The sequence below is a fragment of the Flavobacteriales bacterium TMED191 genome (assembly GCA_002171975.2).
Lineage (GTDB): Bacteria > Bacteroidota > Bacteroidia > Flavobacteriales > TMED113.
In genome coordinates, this window is sequence record NHIO02000002.1 from 1 (window position 1) to 21,095 (window position 21,095).

The following is a 21,095-nucleotide window of genomic DNA, read 5'->3' on the forward strand; positions in this document are numbered from 1 at the left end:
ACAACTGCAAAGAAAACAACTGCAAAGAAAACAACTGCAAAGAAAACAACTGCAAAGAAAACAACTGCAAAGAAAACAACTAAAGAATAAAAAATTATGGCACATAAAAAAGGAGCAGGAAGTTCAAAAAACGGAAGAGAATCGCATTCTAAACGACTTGGTGTGAAAATTTATGGAGGGCAAAAAGCAATTGCTGGAAATATTATCATTAGACAAAGAGGGACTGTACATAATGCAGGTGAAAATGTCGGCATGGGTAAAGACCATACATTGTTTGCATTAATTGATGGTGTTGTCACATTTAAGAAAAAGACTAATAATAAATCCTACGTTTCAGTAATAAAAGAGTAAAGAATAAATTTATTTATTTATTTTAAAAAGGCCCTATGGCCTTTTTTTATTAAAAAAATTTTAAAATATGAATATAAAATAAAGCGTATCTTTATTCAAGAAATAAATATAATATGTTAGAGATAGGCAAAATTAAAAATCATTCATCCGAAATCATTAAAAGTCTTCAAAAAAGAGGCATTGATGTTACTGATGACTTATCAGAATTATTAAATCTTAATCAAAAACGGATTACAAACCAACAAAAGCTAGATTTAATTTTAACTGATAGTAATCAAATTGCTCAACATATTGGACAACTAGCCAAAGAACAAAAGTTTTCTACCATTGATAAACTAAAGACAAAAGCATCAACACTTAAGGAAGAATCCAAAAAACTAATACAAAAAGCTAAAGACCTTGAAAGTAATATACGCGAATTGTTAATTTCTATACCAAATACACCTCATAATGAAGTTCCAAGTGGTAATTCTGAAAAAGACAATATTATTGTATTTGAATGGGGAGATTTAAAAAAGTCCGAGTCTTTATTTGCGCATTGGGAATTGGCAGAAAAATATAATATTATTGATTTTAAACAAGGAGCCAAAATTACCGGCTCTGGATTTCCTATATATATAGGTAAAGGTGCAAGACTACAAAGAGGCTTAATTAATTTTTTTTTAGACTACAACATCAAAGCTGGTTATAAAGAATACTCACCACCCTTCTTCGTTAATGAAAATTCTGCTTTTAATACTGGTCAAATTCCTGACAAAGAAGGTATGATGTATCATATTGTTAATGATAATTTATATGCCATTCCAACAGCTGAAGTCCCAATAACAAATATGTTTAGCAATCATAAATTTAAGGCTGACGACTTACCAATTAAATGTACAGCTTATTCACCATGCTTTAGAAGAGAGGCTGGCTCATATGGAAAGGAAGTTCGAGGTTTAAATAGATTACATCAATTTGATAAAGTAGAGATAGTTGAAATTTGTCAACCTGAAGAATCTTATCAAATTCTTGATAAGATGGTAGAACATGTAAGTGAGTTATTAAAAAAATTAGAGTTAAAATTTAGAATTGTTAAGCTCTGTGGGGGAGATTTAGGTTTCACATCTGCACTAACATATGATTTTGAAGTATATGCACCAGCTCAAAAGAAGTGGCTTGAAGTTAGTTCTGTCTCAAATTTTGAAACTTTTCAGTCTAATAGATTAAACTTAAAAGTAGTAAATAAAGATAAACCAAACAGCCTATGCCATACTCTAAATGGCAGTTCACTAGCTTTACCAAGAATTATTGCAGCAATTTTAGAACAAAATCAAAAAAAAGAAAAAATTATTTTACCCGATGTTTTGTCAAAGTATTTGGGGTTTTATGAAATTACTATTTAAAATGAACTTTATCACTAACTTTTTTGCTTCATATATTATCATATTATTATTTGCAGCATGCTCATCTAGTAATTCCAATCAACTAGACCATATCGATTTACTTGAAATCGAAATTATTAAAGATGAAAGTTATTTAAAATCTATTGACACCAACAAATTAAATCAAAATTTAAAAATTGCTGATTTAAACCTCCTTAGACTAGAAAACAAAAAGCTTGACAGTATCTCATTTGAATTAATATATTTTCAATATAGAGATTATTTAAATTGTTTATATGATTTGAAAACATGTCTTGTGGAAAATAAAAAGCTTGACAAAGAACTAAAAATTAACAAAACCCAATTATCTAATCTTAAACTTGACTACCATATTTCCAGAAAAAAAGCTACAGCTCTAGATAAATACTTGGCTCAAGAAACAGATTTGATTAGAAAAACATCTAAGAGTATTTTCAATCACACTAAAAGTTATAATAATCAAAAAGAACGATTTGACTCCTTAAATAAATCCATTGAAGACATTATTGATGAAAACTAAATTATTTTATACTATTTGTTTTTTTATTTTTTCGTTTACCTATGCTCAAACTAGTCAAAACGAACATCTAGCAAGAGAATACTACAGACTTGGTGACTTTGAAAAAGCTGCTGCTATATTTGAAGATATTTATAAAAAGAAAAATGTACAAAGTATTTATGAAAAATACTTAGACTGCTTAATCAAAATGCAAGCCTTCACAAAAGCCGAAAAAACAATTAAAAACTTTTACAAAAAGAAAAAAAACCCTACCATTCTTGTAGATTTAGGAAAGCTTTACGCATTTCAAGGAAAATCTGATATGGCTGACGACACATTTGAAAAGTCTGTAAAAGAAGCAAAAAAGGATAAAAGATTTTTAAGTCTTGTTGGCTCTAAATTATATAAAGAAAAAAAATACCATTTTGCATTAAAAGCATATTTATTAGCAAAACAAGAAAATTCAAAAGCTCAATATTTCATTCAAATCTCTAATATATACTCACAACTAGGTAATATTGAATCCATGTATAAGGAACTTATTGATTTATTAATAGAATATCCTCAGTATTTTCAAACTTGTAAAAATATTATAAGAAGAACAATCTCCGAAGATCATTTAAATGACAATAATAAAATATTAAAAAATATACTTATAAAAAGCATTCAAAAAAAAGATTCAATTAAAGTTTCAAAATTACTGGTTTGGCTATTTGTCCAAGAAAAAAAATTTGATAAAGCATTAAATTATGAAATTAGCATTCATAAAAAATTAACTGAGAATTTGCTAGATATTATAGAGCTTTCAGAAATAGCCCTATCCAACAATGAGTTAGTAAGTGCAAAAAAAGCTCTACAATATATTCTAAATAATAGCGATCCCTATTCATTCAATTATGAGTACAGTAATTGGCAATTATTAAACATAGAGTATGAAGCCTTAATATCTGAAAAAATTAAAAAAGAATCTGACGTCAATAAACTAATTGTAAAATATGAAGAATTCTTAAATCTATTCAACATAAAATCCGAGACAATAACTGCACTACAAAACTACTGTTATTTACTATCTGTAGAATCTAACCAAGAAGATAAGGCGGTTAATATACTAAATCAAGCTATTAATAACTCGAAATTAACTCCTTATGATGTTGCTATATGTAAAATGGAATTAGCAAAAATTTTAACTAAAATAGATAATGTTTGGGAATCTATATTACTGTACTCACAAGTTGAGAATGACTTTAAAGAGGAGATAATTGGACAACAAGCAAAATTTGAAAAGACAAAAATTAACTACTATAACGGTGATTTCGAATGGGCTCAAAATCAACTAAAGGTTTTAAAATATTCTACTTCTAAATTAATTGCAAATAATGCGATGAAATTATCTTTAATGATTAGTGATAATCTTAATCTTGACACAACTAATACTGCACTACAATTATATGCAAAAGCTGAACTGCTTTATGAGCAAAAAAAATATGATGCTTGCTTAAAGCAATTAAATGAACTTGAAAAAGATTATGAAGATCATATGCTAATGGATGAAGTATTGTTTAAAAAATTTAACTTATTTGTAAAAACTGGTGAACATGATAAGGGTCTAAAAGCTCTTGAAAAAATATGTTCAACATATTATTATGATATTCTATATGATGACGCTTTATTTTATCAAGCAGAATTATATGAAAGAGTATTTAAAGACATCCCAAAAGCAAAAGAAAAATATGAGGAAATACTTTTAAAAACACCAAATAGTATTTTCGTCAATAAAGCGAGAGTCAAATATCGGTCATTACGCGATAATAATTTTTTAAAACTATAATGATTATATATTCTATTACAATTATTATTAACGATTCTATTATCAAAGATTGGGAATACTGGATGAAGACTAAACATATACCAGATGTTATGGCTACAAAAATATTTAAAAGCAGTAATTTTTTAAAAGATGTAAATCAACACAATAAATACATTATACAATATACACTAGAAAACATTAGTGATTATTTAAAATATAAAAATAGCTTCGCATCAAAACTCCAGGATGAACATTTTGAAAAATTTGGGGATCAGTACAAAGCCTGGAGAAGTATTTTAACAAAAGAAAATTTAAATTAAAAATATGGCTTTAAAAGCTAAAAAAATATTTGGTCAACATTTTTTAAAAAACAATGATATTTGTAAAAGAATTACAAATAATATCGACATAAAGGAATGTGACAATATTCTAGAAATTGGGCCAGGAGAAGGTGCTTTAACAAAATACTTAATCCAGAAAACCAATAATTTAAAAGTAATTGAAATTGATAATGATGCTAGTGATCTATTAAAAAAAAAATTTTCTGACTTATACATTATATCTGGAGATTTTTTAAAATATAACTTATCCCAAATTAGATGGAAAAAATATACTATAGTAGGGAATTTTCCCTATAACATATCTACACAAATACTATTTAAAATTCTAGATAATAAAAATTCAGTTTCTCAAGTTATTGGAATGTTTCAAAAAGAAGTTGCAGAACGAATTTGCAGTTCACCAAAATCAAAAAAATACGGAATACCTAGTGTCTTAATTCAAGCATTTTTTGATTGTGAAATTCTATTTGATGTGAAAAGAGAAGATTTCATGCCAGTTCCTAATGTAGACTCTACTGTTATTAAACTAAGAAGAAATCAAAAAATAAATATTAATTGTGATTATAATAAATTTGTTCAAGTAGTGAAAGCTGGATTTTCACAAAGAAGAAAAAAATTGAAAAATGCATTAAAAAATTTCACTAAATTGGATGACAACAAACTTAAGCCAATAATCTCAAAGCGAGCAGAAGAATTAAGTGTGTCTCAATTTATACAATTAACTAACATGCTATTCCCAAATAAAAAATGAACTTTCAATTAACTAAAGAATTTTTAAATACTATTGAAGTATTAACGAAAACTAAGGATGCACAAGCTATTCTTAATCTTTGCAAAAATTTACTCGCCCCAGATATTGCAGAAATAATTATAAATCTTCAACCTGACGAAGCTAAATTCGTATTGGACCTGTTCAGTGAAGAAAAGAGTGCAGATATCTTAATTGAGCTAGAAGATGATTTTAGAGAAAAATTACTAGATAATTTAAGTTCAAAGGAAATTGTTGAAGAAGTTATTGACAACCTAGATTCTGATGATGCAGCTGATGTTATTCAAGAACTATCTGACGAAAAACAAAAGGAAGTACTATCTAATATTATTAACCCTCAACAAGCTAGTCATTTAGCAGACTTATTATCTTATGAAGAAAACTCTGCAGGAGCTTTAATGGCAAAAGAGTTAATACAAGTTCGAGAAAACTGGAGTATATTAAGGTGTGTAGCTGAAATGAGAGAACAAGCACAAAATGTCAACAAAGTATACACAATTTATGTAGTTAATAAGGAAAATCAATTACTTGGAACTGTATCTCTAAAGAAACTATTACTAAGCCCTGAGAAAACGTTTATCAATAAAATATTTAATAAGCATATTATATCTGTCCAAACAGATACAAGTTGTGAGCAGATTGCTAGAATAATGAATAAATATGATTTAATTGTTTTACCTGTTGTAGATAAACAGAATATACTTGTAGGTAGAATCACGATTGATGATGTTGTAGACTATATTAAAGAAGAAGCAGAAAGAGATTATCAAATGGCATCTGGAATTAGCGAAAATATTGAACCACTAGATAGTATATTAACTTTAATAAAAGCACGAATACCATGGTTGATTATAGGTCTAATTGGAGGCTTACTAGGAGCACAAATTATTGGACTTTTTCCAATTGAAAAAAATCCATTATTAGCCTTTTTCATACCATTAATAGCAGCTATGGGTGGAAATGTAGGAGTGCAGTCGTCAGCTATTATTGTACAAGGCCTAGCATCTAAAAATTTAGGAATTGAACATTGGTCTAAACGATTGATTAAAGAATTTGGGGTAGCTTTAGCAAATGGATTAATCTGTTGTATTATAGTATTTATTGCATGTATTGTTCTATACCCGCAACCCAACATTCCTATAATAGTAAGTATTTCTTTATTAACCGTTATGGTTTTTGCAGCTCTATTTGGTACTTTTGTTCCATTGTTTCTAAATAAATACAATATCGATCCTGCACTTGCAACAGGTCCTTTTATTACTACAATGAATGACGTAATAGGCTTATTTATCTATTTTTCAATTGCTGAAATTATTCTATAAATATGAAGATTTTAATAACTGATAAAATAGACCCTATACTCTTAGAATTATTAGATAAGCATAACATCATTTATGAATATGCAATTAATGACAGTCTTAAAACGGTGCTCAACAAACTACACTTATTTACAGGATTAATAGTGCGAAATAGGATGCAAATTGATAACTCCTTCCTAAAACAGGCTAAAAATTTAAAATTTATTGCTCGATATGGCTCTGGAATGGAATCGATTAATGTCAAAAAAGCGGAGGAAATGGGTATTAAATGCTTTAATTCAGCAGAAGGCAATAGTAATGCAGTAGCAGAACATAGCTTAGGTCTTTTATTATGTTTATTAAATAATATTTATAAATCAATGTCTGAATTAAAAAATAAAAAATGGAATCGTGAAAATAATAGAGGTTATGAAATAGAAGAAAAAACTATCGGGATAATCGGATATGGGAATACAGGTTCTGCATTTGCAAAAAAACTTTATAATTTTAATTGTAAAATAATTGCTTATGACAAATACAAATCCGGATTCTCAAATCCTTTTGTTGAAGAGGTTGATATGAAAAGCATATATCAAAACAGTGATGTTATAAGTTTACATATCCCTTTGAATAAAGAGACTTTTCATTTATTTGATAAAAAATTTATTAGAAAAATGAAAAAGAAATTTTATTTCATTAATACATCAAGAGGTAAAATTGTTAATTCAGGTGACTTAGTGAGTGGGTTGAAATCTAACAAGATTATTGGTGCTGGATTAGATGTGCATGAAAGTGAAGATAAAACATTTAGTAAACTAGTCTTTAATCAAAATATAAATTATTTATTAAATTGCAACAATGTAATTATGACTCCGCATATAGCTGGACTGACAAAAGAGGCAAATAAAAAAATACCATCAATACTAATCAAAAAAATTATTCAATTTAAATGAAAAAAAATATTGTCCTAAAATTACTATTTATTGTTTTTTTCCAACTTACATCTCAAGAGCAAATAACAAACTTTATAATTGGATCATCTCAAACACTAATTAATGATACTGAAAAATTAGTTGAGGGATATATGTCACCAGTCGGTAAATGGTTTGGTAGCGGATTAAATGCTGGTTGGTATAATACTGCTAAACCTCATCAGTTCCCGGGCTTTGATGTTACTGCAGGCTTTCATGTTATCACCCCAAATACCAACTCTCAATTTTTCAACCCTTCTTCCGAATTAACAAATTTAAGCACCTATAATAACGGACAATTATCTACAATTTTAGGGCCTAGTGAAGAAACACAAATTTTATATACTTTACCTGACACTGAAATAAATGATGAACCGCTATTTAATATGCCAGGTGGTTTAGACTGGGGAAATTCCCTTTTAATGCCATATATTCAAGGCAGTATTGGTTTAATTAAAAAAACTGAAATTTTATTTAGATATGCACCTACAGTAAACCTTAAAAAATTTAAATCTGGTTTTTGGGGTTTTGGATTAAAACATGATATAAAGCAATGGATACCCGGAGTTAAAATTTTACCATTTAATTTGTCTATTCTAAGTGCATATTCTAAATTAAATAGTCAGTATGACTTTACTGGACCTGAACAAAATTTAACTTTCGATATTAAAGCATTTAATTCAAATTTGATATTAAGTAAAAAAATTGCCTTTATCACTCCTTATTTAGGAATAGGCTATCAATATTCAAAATCATCACTTGCTCTAAATGGCAATTATACAGTTTTAGACTGGGACGGTGAGCAGGTCATTGAGGGTGAAGAACTTAATATCACAGACCCTATAGATTTTTCTTTTGGAGGTGTTAATGGATTAAAAGCTACTATTGGAGCGCGAATAAAACTATTATTATTTACTATTCATGTAGACTGGACAAAAGCCAATTACGATGTCTTTACGATTGGTTTTGGCTTAAACTCTGATATAGGTTCAAGAATTATTGGTGGATCTATTTAAAAAAAATTAGTCAATAATTAAACTACCTGTTTTACTTAAATCATTGAAATTTTTAATTCTAATAGGTATTTTATGTTTTTGCAAATGTCTTAGGGTATTTGGATGAATAACAGTTTCTCTTTTATTGCAAATCTGAAAAGCTTCGTCAAAAGATAATTTTAAAAATAAATTAGCATCTGAATAAGTTTTAGGGTCCTTGTCGAAAATTCCATCAACATCCTTGAACAAAACAACTTCATTTGCATTAAGTAATGCACCAAAAATAGCAGCACTAAAGTCTGATCCTTCTCGACCTAATGTAGTTCTAATCATTTTAAATGACGTGTTTTTTGATCGAATATCACTTGCGATGAAACCCTGGGTTATGTAAATTTTACTTTTTGAATTTTTCCAACAATCAGATAAACTTGCAGAATGAAATGCAGCTGAATTAGTTTTAGAGTTCCAAGTAACTGTATGAATACATAAAGCAGCATCTATTAATTTATTAGACAGATTCATATTGCTAAGATATCTACTTAGTATATCTGAAGAAAGATACTCACCGATACAAACACGAGATGGATAATTTAATTTTTGTGAAATTTTTTCACTAGACAAGTGGTCATCTATAACTTCTTGTATGACACTAGTTTCAAAATCCAATTCTAACATAATATCACTTGTATAATTAATAACATCCTTATACTGCCGACTTTCTAACATATTAGTAGTCTTACCTAAAGCAGATACAACTAAAAATACTGGACAATCAATGTAATTTTTTAAAATAATTGGTAATTTCTTAATAAAATTAGCATCCTTTAAACAACCTCCTCCAAATTTTAATACCTTCATTTAAATATTAAACTTTATTTTTACAATTAAATATATTATTCTTTTTTAATTTATATGAATCTTGAACAATTTTTACATACTCAAACTTATCATCCAAATTTAGTTGATATTATTTTAAATATTAAGAATGGCTCCATTCTAATGTATAAAAAATTAAACGAAACATCATCTGATATTTTTGGTCTGAGTGGTCGCAAAAATATACAAAATGAAGAAGTTCAAAAACTTGATTTAATTGCAAATGATATTTTTATTACCAAATTTCAAACAAATAGTTCAATAGCTAAAATACTCTCCGAAGAAAATGAAGAAATAATTAATTTAAATCAATCCGGGAATTACTTAGTTGCAATGGATCCATTAGACGGATCATCAAATATTGATGTCAATATTCCGGTTGGAAGTATTTTTTCTATTTTAGAAAACAATTCCCTTGGCTACATGCAAGCTGGTAAAAATCAAAAATTAGCATGCTATGTGATTTATGGAACAACTACTATGATGGTATTTTCGATTAATAATAAAGCACATAGTTTTTCTTTAAATACTAAAACTAAAGAGTATATTTTAACGCATGAAAATATTAAAACCCCTTCAAATGGTGTAATTTTTTCGATTAATGAGGGAAACTTAAATTCTGTAGACTCAGAAATTATTGAATTTATAAATTATTGTAAGGAACTCAATAGTGACGGAAAACGTACTCATACAGGTAGATTTGTCGGTTCTCTAATTGCTGATTTTCACAGAAACATGTTAAAAGGCGGTATATTTATTTACCCTAAAACAAGTGACAAACCACAAGGACAATTACGTTTAATTTACGAGTGTAATCCTATTGCATATATTGCTCAAGCAGCTTCATCAAAATCATCAAATTTAAAAACAAGCATCCTAGAAATAATCCCACGACATATACATGAACGGACGCCCTTCGTTGTTGGATCTAGTAATATGGTTGAAAAATTATTATCATTCTATAAAAAGTGAGTCAGTTTAATTTATTAAAATTATTTTCTCAAGATGAGAGCTTTTTAAAACTAGACTCCTGGTTAAAAGAAAAAAACAAAAAAAAAATACATCTTAAAAATCTACAGGGCTCTCAGCTATCTATTATTGCCGCCAATCTAATTAAAAAAAAACAAGCCAATAATTTATTTATTTTAGATAGTCTAGAAAGTGCATTATATTTTTTAGATGATCTCAATAATTTAAATCCAAAATTTGCCGCCTTTTTATACCCATCTTCTAAAAGAATTAAAAAGAATAATGATAAAAATATAATACTTGAAAGAATTAGTGTTTTAAAACAGTTAAGCCTAAAAAACTACACATCAGTTGTAACATATCCCGAAGCTATTTTTGAAAAAATTTTAACAAAAAAAGATTTTACAAAAAAAAAATTGACACTTAAAAAGGGTGATAAAATTAGCACTAATAATTTTTTTGAAGAGCTTAATAGTTTGAACTTCAACAATACTGATTTCGTGATGGCTCCAGGAGATTACGCTGTACGTGGATTAATAATTGATGTTTTTTCTTATGACAACGACAATCCATATCGCATTGTTCTAGATGATGACATAATTGAAGAAATCACATGTTTCAACGTTTCAAGTCAGATGTCTTTAGATGTAATTAAACAAATTGATATTTTTTCTAATATTCAAGAATCAAATAGTAAAGATAGTACTAGTTTTTTAACATATTTAGGTAGTGGAACAACTATCTGGATTAATAATCCCAATTTAATTTTACAGAAAGAACTTCAACAAAATGACATAAAACTAGAAGAACTTCAACAATACTTAAGCGAAAATTATTGTATATATACTGGAAATATAATTGATAGTAATTATCAAAACACAATAAAATTCAATTCAAACGCTCAGTCATCTTTTAATCAAAAATTTGAAATACTAATTAATCACCTAGATGAATATAAAAAGTCAGGATATAACAATATTATCACTGTTTCATCAGAAAACCAGATGAAGAGATTATTAAATATTTTCCAAAACTATCTTCACCTTGTGGATTTAGTTAAATGTGAAAACTCACTAAAAGAGGGATTTATTGATCATGATAATAAAGTATTAATTTACACAGATCACCAAATTTTTGAAAGACACCATCAATATAAATCTAAAAGAATATATAAAACAAATAATACCTCTAGTATAAGAGATATAACAAACTTGAAAAAAGGCGATTATATTACACATTTTGACTATGGAGTTGGCCAGTTTGATGGATTAAGAATTAAAACACAAAATAATACTAAGCAAGAATCAATAAGGATATTATACAAAAATGGAGATGTTCTTTACATTAGTATTCATGCCCTACATAAAATATCAAAATTTAAAGAAAGTGAATTTGATGTAAAACTAGATAAACTAGGTTCTCCAAGATGGAAAAAATTAAAAGATAAAGTAAAAAGTAAAATTAAAACGGTTGCATTTGATTTGATTAAATTATACGCAAAAAGAAAAATAACTAAAGGTTTTGCCTTTTCAAAAGACACCTATTTACAACATGAACTTGAAGCATCATTTATATTTCAAGAAACTGCAGATCAAATTACAATAACAAATGAGATTAAAAAAGATATGGAAAATAATGCTCCCATGGATAGACTCGTTTGTGGAGATGTTGGATTTGGAAAAACTGAAATTGCAATTAGAGCTGCGTTCAAGGCAGTTGCGGATAATAAACAAGTTGCTGTATTAGTTCCCACAACAATACTAGCTTTACAACACAACAATACATTTAATAAAAGACTAAAAAATTTCCCTTGTAATATAAAATACCTTAATAGGTTTGTCTCAAAAAAACAAACTTTAAATATTCTTGATGAATTAAAAGAAGGTTTAGTAGATATTATCATTGGAACTCATCGACTAATTAGTAAAGATGTAATATTTAAAGACTTAGGATTATTAATTATTGACGAAGAGCAAAAATTTGGAGTTTCAACAAAAGATAAATTAAAAACATTTAAAGAAAATGTAGACACTTTAACATTAACTGCAACTCCTATACCAAGAACGTTACAGTTTTCATTAATGGGTTCACGTGATTTATCAATTATGACCACTTATCCAAAAAATAGAAACCCTATTGAAACAACAATCTCTGCATTCAATCATGAAACTATCAAAGAGATGATTAGCTATGAAGTTAGCCGTGGAGGACAAGTTTTTTTTGTACACAATAGGGTAGCTAATATTGAAGATGTTCATAATATGATTTCAATTATGCATCCTAATCTAAATATTAGATTTGCACATGGACAAATGGATTCTAAAAAACTGGAAACAACCATACTAAATTTTATAAATGGTGAATTTGATGTTTTAATTACAACTACAATTATTGAAAATGGACTTGATATTCCAAATGCAAATACTATAATTATAAATGATGCGCAAAATTTTGGGTTGGCTGATTTGCATCAAATGAGAGGAAGAGTGGGGAGATCTAATAAAAAAGCCTTTTGTTATTTGCTAACACCCCCATTTAATAAAATAAAAGACAATAGTATTAAAAAATTAAATGCAGTTTCAAATTTATCAAATTTGGGTGATGGTTTTAATATAGCAATGAAAGATCTAGAAATCCGAGGTGCTGGCAATATGCTGGGCGCAGAACAATCTGGCTTTATAGAAGAAATGGGCTTTACAAATTATCAAAAAATTTTAAATGAAGCTGTTACTGAACTTAAAGAATCTAAATTTAAAAAAGCCTCTTTAAACATCGCTTCTCAAGGTTTAGTCATGTGCCTAATTGAAACCGACCTAGAATTGCTAATTCCTAATTTCTATATAGATAGTGTAACTGAAAGAATGAATTTATATAAGCGAATAAGTCAACTAACTGACGATAACGAAATACATACTTTAGAAATTGAATTGAAGGATAGGTTTGGACAAATTCCACAACCTACAGTTGATTTATTACAGTCAATAAAATTGAGGATTCTAGCAGATCGTGGAAATTGTATAAAAATAATTTTGAAACAAGGCAAAATGATTGTTACATTTAATGACCAACTACAACAAGATGTCTTACAGAAAATAATTAATTTAATTCAAACGAGTAAAACTGACAACTATTCAGTAAAAGAATCTAATAATAATATTAAAGTTTATATAAACAATATCTATGATATTAATTCTGCTTTAAAAACTATGCGAAAATTTATTTAAAAAATATATAGTAAGAAGTATATTTTGTATAACTTTGAGGCATTACATTTATGCAAAAAAAATTAATCCTGTGAAAATTCGAAATATAATTTATTTCATTCTACTTATATTTTTATCCGGCTTATCTCAAGAAAGTAAAATTAGTATTGGTGGCTATGTAAAAAGCTCTCAATCTGGTGAAACATTAATCGGTGCTAATGTTATAGTAAAAGAATTAAATGTAGGTTGCACCACTAATAATTACGGCTTTTTTTCATTTACGATTGATTCAGGAACATACAACTTGCAGACGTCCTATATTGGGTACAATACAGAGACAATTAATATAACCAAATCATCTGAGAATGTAATTTTTAATTTAGTGCCTACTAGTTACCTAACAGAAGAAGTTACTGTTAAAGCAAAAAAAGAAGATGCAAATATTAAGAATGCTGATATGGGAAAAATCGAATTAGAGATTGAGCAAGTAGACCAAATACCAGTTTTAATGGGTGAAAAAGATATATTAAAAACCATTCAATTACTTCCTGGTGTACAGTCTGGCTCTGAAGGTTCTTCCGGCTTTTACGTAAGAGGTGGAGGTCCTGACCAAAATTTAATTCTTCTTGACGAAGCTGTAGTATATAATGCTTCACATTTATTTGGATTTTTTTCCGTTTTTAACAGTGATGCTATTAATAATATTGACTTAATTAAAGGCTCAATGCCCGCAAATTATGGTGGAAGATTATCTTCTGTGCTCGACATTAATATGAAGGATGGTAATAGCAAAAAATTTGGTGGTACGGGAGGGATTGGTCTTATCTCATCTAAATTAACTCTAGAAGGTCCTATAAAAAAAGATACTAGTTCATTTATAATTTCTGGAAGAAGAACATACTTTGATGTCCTTGCTAAACCATTTGTAGACACAACTGCTTTTGCTGGAAGCTCGTACCATTTTTATGATTTAACTACAAAAGCAAACTACCAATTAACTGCTAAGGATAAAATCTATCTAAGTGGTTATTTTGGTCGAGATGTATTTAATTTTAACAGTGAAAACTGGGGTTTTAGAATGAATATGCCATGGGGTAATGCAACTGCTTCATTAAGATGGAATCATTTATTTAACAGTAATTTATTTATGAACACATCCTTGATCTTTAGCGATTACAAGTATGAATTAAATATGTCACAAGACCTAGATAGTGTACCTTCATCGCAAACAAGCATGTTCTCAGGTATTAGAGATTGGAATGTGAAAAATGATTTTAGCTATTATCCAAATCCAAAACATAAAATCAAATTCGGAAGCAATTATGTATATCATCGATTTAACCCAACTAGCTTCTCTGGTAATTACGATGATCTCGAATTAGAACAAATTATAAATTATTACGCTCATGAATATGGGCTATATATTAACGATGAATATGATTTCAATAAAAGACTATTAATAAATATTGGATTAAGGTACTCTGGATTTATCCAAGTTGGTCCTTTTGAAAGGCATGTGAAAGATAACTCTGGTCAAATTGGACAAATTTCAACAGACACAATCATTTCGTATGAGAAAGGAGATGTTGTTGAAAGTTATGGTGGTTTTGAGCCAAGATTCTCTTTAAGATACCTATTAGATGAATCTTCTTCGGTCAAGTTAAGTTTTATACAAAATTATCAATATCTCCACTTAACCTCTCTTGCAAGTTCGTCATTGCCCACTGACGTATGGCTACCTAGTTCAGATATTGTTAAACCCCAATTTGGTCGACAGTACTCCTTAGGGTATTTTAAAAACTACTCTAATAACATGTTTGAAACTTCTGTTGAGCTATACTTTAAAACTATGGAAAATCTTGTAGAATATAGTGAAGGATATATGCCTGGAGTTTCCATTGGGTTAGAGAATATTGATAATAACCTAACATTTGGTGATGGTAAATCATATGGTGCAGAGTTATTTTTAGCTAAAAAAAGAGGAAACCTAAATGGGTGGATAGGATATACATATTCAAAAACAACCAGACAATTTGATGAACTCAACCAAGGTGATTGGTACTATGCGAAATATGATAGGCCACATGATTTATCTATTGTTTTAAATTACCAAATTACTGAAAGATTAAACTTCTCTACCGTATTTGTATACGCAAGTGGCAATTCACTAACAATACCGAAGTCCATGTATATAATTGAAGGAAATCTTATTACAGAATGGGGGGAAAGAAATAGTTATAGAATGTCTCCATATCATAGAATGGATTTGGCATTGACTTTAAAAAACAAGGCTACCAAAAAATTCTCGTCAAGTTGGACTCTTTCAATATATAATATTTACAATCGACAAAACCCATACTTTATTTACTTTGAAACAGAGGGTTTATTGGGTGACTCAGATGATGTTAAAATAACTGCTCAACAAGTTTCATTATTTCCAATAATACCATCCATTAGTTGGAACTTTAATTTTTAAAAAATGAAAAAATTTAGCTTTATAATAATATTGTTATTTCTTTCATGTACAAAAGAAATAACTATTAATATTCCAAATAATGGACCACAATTAATTATCAACGGTTATATTGAAAATAATCAACCAGCCAAAATACTTCTATCTAGAAGTCTACCCTATTTTGACCCACTAAATATTGACAATGTATTTGAATCTTTTATTAACGATGCCGAAGTAAAAATAACATCTAGTAATGGGGATAGCGAAATTTTGACTCCTGGATTTGGCTTAACTGATACTTGGTATTATAATTATATTGGTACTAGTATAATTGGCGAAGAAGGTGCAACATATACACTTGAGGTAAATAAAGGAGATACTTTACTATCTGCAATAACTACAATACCAACACTTGCACCGATTACTATTGATAGTCTAAGATTTTTATATAGGTCTGATGACAGTAGTTATTGCTATCTTTTAGGTCACTTGACTGACCCAGAAGAATTAGGGAATTGCTATAGAATATTTTCTAAAACAAAATCTATTTGGGGGAGTAGTTTTGATGTTCAACCTCCACTAGATGGATATGATGATTTTTATATCAGCATGTTAGAACAAGATGGAAACTTTAATGATGAATATGTCAATGGATGGAGCTTTAGTTTTCCCACTTATAAAGGACGAGGATTTTGGCAAGAATGGGGTCAACAAGAAGTATCTAGCGATGAAGAAGTCGACGGAAGCTCAGGTGCTACAACTGGATTTTGGAATGTACAAGATACTGTTTTTTTAAAATGGTCTTCTGTAGACCGAGATTCATGGGACTTTTGGTATTCATTAGCATTTAATAATCCTGCAGGTCCTTTTGGAGCTCCCGCTGATGCAAATTCAAATGTAAATGGTGGTCTTGGTGTTTTTGGTGGAACCTCCTCACAATATATTAAGTTAATTGCTGATCCCGAACTGGTAAACCCTATCATTTCTAATTAAATCAAACTCCTAAATTTTTAGATATATTTTTTTCACCACCTAATAAATGCTCTTTTGGGTTTTCTAGGCCTTCCTTAATAGCTAGTAGAAAACCGACAGAGTCTTTTCCATCAATAATTCTATGATCATATGATAGGGCTAAGTACATTATTGGAGCAATTTCAATTTTACCATTATTCACTACAGGCCTCTCCACAATATTATGCATGCCTAAAATAGCAGATTGAGGCGGATTAATAATTGGTGTTGATAACATTGATCCAAAAACCCCTCCATTTGTTATAGTAAATGTGCCTCCAACCATCTCATCTAATGAAATTTTACCATCTCTAGCCTTTTCAGCTAGTCTTCTTATTTCCTTTTCAATTTCATAAAATTTCATTGATTCTACATTCCTTAAAACTGGCACCATTAGACCCTTAGGGGAACTTACGGCAATTGAAATATCAATAAACTGAAACTGAACAAGTTCTTGTCCATCAATCATAGAATTAACATTTGGAAACATTTGTAATGCACGAGCAACACTTTTTGTAAAAAATGACATAAATCCTAATTTACAATCATGCTTCTTATTAAAATCTTCCTTATACTTTGATCTAATAGAATTTATCTCATGCATATTTACTTCATTAAAAGTAGTAAGCATAGCGGTTTCATTCTTAACCGTTACTAATCTTTTTGCTAATTTTTTACGTAAAGTAGATAATCTATTTCTTACAACCTCTCTATTGCCATCTGACTGTCCCATAGCTGGCTTAGCTTTTATAATATCTTGCTTTGTAATTCGACCTTTTTTACCTGTACCCTTAATATCGGAAGTAATTAAATCTTGTTCTCTAATCATTTTTTGAGCAGCTGGAGATGGTATTACCTTTAATTCAGTAGACACTGATTTACTTTCTTTTTTCAAAGAAGAGGAACGTGATGAACTAGATTTAACATTTGTATTTATTGTACAAATCACTTCACCAACAGGAATAGTAAGCTCAATCTCCTTTAGTAATGTAATCTCTCCGCTATCTTCAGCACTAATAGTTAGTGTTGCCTTATCAGAGTCTATTTCACAAATTTCTTGATCTTTTTCTACAAAATCTCCATCAGATACAAGCCAATTAGATATCTCGACCTCTGTTATAGATTCTCCAGGACTTGGCACTTTTACTTCTAAAATCATAATTTATTTATTAAATACTTTATTAATAATTTTGTTTTGTCTTTCGTTATATCTTTGAGACGAACCACTTGCAGGTGAAGCACTAACATCTCTTGAAATTAATTCAATTTTCAATTTAACAGATCTAAAATGATCACTTACATGAAACCATGGACCCATATTCTTTGGCTCTTCTTGAACCCAAATATATCTATTTACATTTTTATATCCTTGAATTATTGTTTCCAAATTCCGATTAGGAAAAGGATATAATTGTTCAATTCTAATAATTGCAGTTTTATTATCATTTAGGGAATCTCTTTTGGTGTCCAACTCATAATAAAGCTTACCACTGGTAAAGACCAAAGTAGAAATATTATTTTTCTCAACTTTTTCATCATCTATTACCTCTTTAAATGTTCCAGATGTGAATTCAGACAATGAAGATATACATTTAGGATGCCTCAATAAACTTTTTGGAGAAAATAAAATTAAAGGTTTTCTAAATGAACGCTTCATTTGGCGTCTTAACATATGAAACAAGTTAGCAGGGGTAGTGCAGTTCAAAATCTGCATATTATTTTGAGCACATAATTGTAAAAATCTTTCCATTCTTGCACTTGAGTGCTCTGCACCCTGCCCCTCATAACCATGAGGCAAATAGAGTACTAAACCATTTTGCAGGTTCCATTTTTCTTCTGCAGATGAAATATATTGATCAATAATTATTTGAGCCCCATTACAAAAATCTCCAAATTGTGCTTCCCAAATAGTTAACGCATGAGGTTTTGCTGCTGCATAACCATATTCAAAACCAAGTACCGCATACTCTGAAAGAAATGAATTATAAATTGTAAAATCAACCTCATTAGTATGTAAAGATTCAAAAATATTAATTTTTGTTTCACTATTTTCACTTTTAATAATTGCATGTCGATGAGAGAAAGTACCTCTTTCTACATCTTGACCTGAAATTCTTACCGGAATTCCTTCGCTTAATAATGTTGAATAAGCTAATAACTCTGCCATCCCCCAATCAAGCCCTTTACCCTCATTTAGCATTTTTAATCTATCAGAAAAAAGCTTTTTTGTTTTTTTATAGAAATTATGATTATCTGGAAGTGTATAGATCTTACGTCCCAATTTTAGTAATTCATCTTTGTTAAATTTCGTATCTACGTCTTGCAGGAAATCTTTAGGCATAGCCTTATTAAGGCCCTGCCAATTATCTCGAACAATAGATCTGATTGTAGTTTTGCTCTTTTGTTTAGCCTTTGTGAACTCATTCTCTAAAATTTTAGAAAAAGCATTTTCTATCTTTTCAACTTGATCTCTATTTACTATATTCTCTAATAATAATTTTTCCAAATATATTTCTTTTGGATTAAGATGCCTTTCAATAAGTTTATACAGTTTAGGTTGAGTGAACTTAGGCTCATCACCTTCATTATGCCCATACTTTCGATAGCAAAGTAGGTCAATAAAAACATCTTTTTTAAATTTTTGTCTATATTTAATAGCAAATTCTATTGTGTGCATAACAGCTTCAACATCATCACCATTCACATGTAAAACGGGTGATAAAATAGTTTTTGCAACATCGGTGCAATATGTACTGGAACGACCATCTAAATAATTAGTTGTAAAACCAACTTGATTGTTAATTACAATATGAATAGTCCCGCCAGTTTTATACCCATTAAGTTGAGACATTTGAATTATTTCATACACAACACCCTGCCCTGCAATTGCAGCATCACCATGAATTAAAATAGGTAGTAATTTTGAATTATCACCTTGATATTTTTTATCTATTTTAGATCTAGATATACCCTGGACAATAGGTCCAACAGCTTCTAGATGAGAAGGGTTTGGAGCCAAGCTAATCTCAACAGTTTTGCCATTTAAAAGTTGCTTTTTGCAATTATAACCTAAATGATATTTAACATCTCCATCAAATTCGTCATCTTCATAAACAACACCTTCAAACTCATTAAATATTCGAGTAAAAGATTTGTTAAATATATTTGCCAAAACACTTAGTCTTCCACGATGCGCCATCCCAAATATAAACTCATTAACACCAAGCTGAGCCCCTTGACTAATTGCATACTCCAAAGATGGTATAATAGACTCCGCTCCTTCAATAGAAAATCTTTTTTGTCCAACATACTTTTTGTGTAAAAACTTCTCAAACCCAACACAAGAGTTAAGCTGTTTTAAAATTTCAATTTTTTGGTCTTTGTCAAAATTTGGTTGATTATTATTTTTATGTATAAAATTTTTAATCCAGTTAAATTCATCTAGTTCTCTAATGTAAACATATTCTATGCCAATAGATTGACAATATACAGTTTGTAAATGTATTAGGATTTCTTTTAAAGTTGTAGGACCTAAACCAACCTCATTTCCTGCCTGAAAGACTAAATCAAGATCTTCTGAAGAAAGATTATAGTTCTCGAGATTTAATTTTGGATTATAATCTCGTCTGTCTCTAACTGGATTAGTTTGTGTGAAAAGATGGCCTCTTTTTCTATAATCATCAATCAAGGAAATAACTTGAAATTCCTTTGTTATCTCCTCAGGCATATCTTGGTTCAAAAGACCATATGGTTCGTTGGCAAATTCATAACCTTGAAAAAAGCTGCGCCAAGAGCTATCTAACGAATCAGGATTGTCTAAATATTGACTATATAATTTTTCGTAAAATGAAATATGTAAGCTCCCTAGAAAAGAATACTTGTCCATTAGTTATCTTTTTTCCAAAATTACATTTTTATGAATTGTGTATGTACAAATACTAAGGAAATTTATAAAGAAATAATTTAGGATTTAAAATTATATCCATTTATTTAACTACGAAAGCTCAAGTTTGGCACGGCATTTGATTTATTCATCGTGTGTTATACGAAATTAATGTTTAACTAAAATTGAATACTATGAAAAATTTGACCCAATTAATTGCTGTAGGAATAATAGTACTATTTGCAACATCAATCTCTAATGCTC

General features: G+C 29.1%; 17 protein-coding genes. 14 read left to right on the plus strand and 3 right to left on the minus strand.

Features of this window, described 5'->3' with window-relative positions; translation table 11 throughout:
- The 10 genes from CBD51_000045 to CBD51_000090 all read left to right on the plus strand — a co-directional run.
- Positions 1-90: HU family DNA-binding protein (locus CBD51_000045; GenBank protein ID RPG60868.1), on the plus strand; the 90-nt coding region annotated here is incomplete at its 5' end.
- A 6-nt stretch (positions 91-96) separates the two neighbouring features.
- Positions 97-351, plus strand: a complete 255-nt coding sequence (locus tag CBD51_000050; GenBank protein ID RPG60869.1) for a 50S ribosomal protein L27 — start codon at positions 97-99, stop codon at positions 349-351.
- A 113-nt stretch (positions 352-464) separates the two neighbouring features.
- Positions 465-1,736 (plus strand): serine--tRNA ligase, encoded by a 1,272-nt coding sequence (locus CBD51_000055; protein RPG60870.1) that lies wholly within the window; start codon positions 465-467, stop codon positions 1,734-1,736.
- Positions 1,720-2,274, plus strand: a complete 555-nt coding sequence (locus CBD51_000060) for a hypothetical protein (protein ID RPG60871.1) — start codon at positions 1,720-1,722, stop codon at positions 2,272-2,274. Before CBD51_000055 ends, CBD51_000060 begins: the two co-directional genes overlap by 17 nt.
- A complete protein-coding gene (locus CBD51_000065; GenBank protein ID RPG60872.1) occupies positions 2,264-4,081 on the plus strand; it encodes a hypothetical protein in 1,818 nt (605 codons plus the stop codon). Before CBD51_000060 ends, CBD51_000065 begins: the two co-directional genes overlap by 11 nt.
- Entirely contained in the window at positions 4,081-4,380 is a 300-nt protein-coding gene (locus CBD51_000070; GenBank protein ID RPG60873.1) for a DUF4286 family protein, read from the plus strand. The genes CBD51_000065 and CBD51_000070 overlap by 1 nt, the downstream gene beginning before the upstream one ends.
- A 4-nt stretch (positions 4,381-4,384) precedes the next feature.
- Entirely contained in the window at positions 4,385-5,152 is a 768-nt protein-coding gene (gene rsmA, locus CBD51_000075; protein RPG60874.1) for a ribosomal RNA small subunit methyltransferase A, read from the plus strand.
- Positions 5,149-6,492 (plus strand): magnesium transporter, encoded by a 1,344-nt coding sequence (gene mgtE, locus CBD51_000080; GenBank protein RPG60875.1) that lies wholly within the window; start codon positions 5,149-5,151, stop codon positions 6,490-6,492. Before rsmA ends, mgtE begins: the two co-directional genes overlap by 4 nt.
- A gap of 2 nt (positions 6,493-6,494) precedes the next feature.
- Positions 6,495-7,421: a hydroxyacid dehydrogenase gene (locus tag CBD51_000085; protein ID RPG60876.1), complete on the plus strand. Its 927-nt coding sequence runs from the start codon at positions 6,495-6,497 to the stop codon at positions 7,419-7,421.
- Entirely contained in the window at positions 7,418-8,455 is a 1,038-nt protein-coding gene (locus CBD51_000090; protein RPG60877.1) for a hypothetical protein, read from the plus strand. The genes CBD51_000085 and CBD51_000090 overlap by 4 nt, the downstream gene beginning before the upstream one ends.
- A 6-nt stretch (positions 8,456-8,461) precedes the next feature.
- On the opposite strand, the gene CBD51_000095 is transcribed toward CBD51_000090, so the two are convergent.
- Positions 8,462-9,292, minus strand: coding sequence for a hypothetical protein (locus tag CBD51_000095; GenBank protein ID RPG60878.1), 831 nt, complete (start codon positions 9,290-9,292; stop codon positions 8,462-8,464).
- A gap of 54 nt (positions 9,293-9,346) precedes the next feature.
- Here CBD51_000095 and CBD51_000100 point away from each other — a divergent pair, with 54 nt between their 5' ends.
- From CBD51_000100 to CBD51_000115, 4 genes are all read left to right on the plus strand, one after another.
- Positions 9,347-10,282 (plus strand): fructose-1,6-bisphosphatase, encoded by a 936-nt coding sequence (locus CBD51_000100; GenBank protein ID RPG60879.1) that lies wholly within the window; start codon positions 9,347-9,349, stop codon positions 10,280-10,282.
- Positions 10,279-13,503 (plus strand): transcription-repair coupling factor, encoded by a 3,225-nt coding sequence (gene mfd, locus CBD51_000105; GenBank protein ID RPG60880.1) that lies wholly within the window; start codon positions 10,279-10,281, stop codon positions 13,501-13,503. Before CBD51_000100 ends, mfd begins: the two co-directional genes overlap by 4 nt.
- A gap of 76 nt (positions 13,504-13,579) precedes the next feature.
- Complete coding sequence (locus CBD51_000110; GenBank protein ID RPG60884.1) at positions 13,580-15,958, plus strand: TonB-dependent receptor; 2,379 nt, start codon at positions 13,580-13,582, stop codon at positions 15,956-15,958.
- Between the two features lie 3 nt (positions 15,959-15,961).
- Entirely contained in the window at positions 15,962-16,930 is a 969-nt protein-coding gene (locus tag CBD51_000115) for a DUF4249 domain-containing protein (GenBank protein ID RPG60881.1), read from the plus strand.
- Between the two features lies 1 nt (position 16,931).
- Here CBD51_000115 and odhB read toward each other — a convergent pair whose 3' ends face one another.
- Both odhB and CBD51_000125 read right to left on the minus strand, forming a co-directional pair.
- A complete protein-coding gene (gene odhB, locus CBD51_000120; GenBank protein RPG60882.1) occupies positions 16,932-18,107 on the minus strand; it encodes a 2-oxoglutarate dehydrogenase complex dihydrolipoyllysine-residue succinyltransferase in 1,176 nt (391 codons plus the stop codon).
- Between the two features lie 3 nt (positions 18,108-18,110).
- Positions 18,111-20,834: a 2-oxoglutarate dehydrogenase E1 component gene (locus CBD51_000125; protein RPG60883.1), complete on the minus strand. Its 2,724-nt coding sequence runs from the start codon at positions 20,832-20,834 to the stop codon at positions 18,111-18,113.
- Between the last annotated feature and the right edge of the window lie 261 nt (positions 20,835-21,095).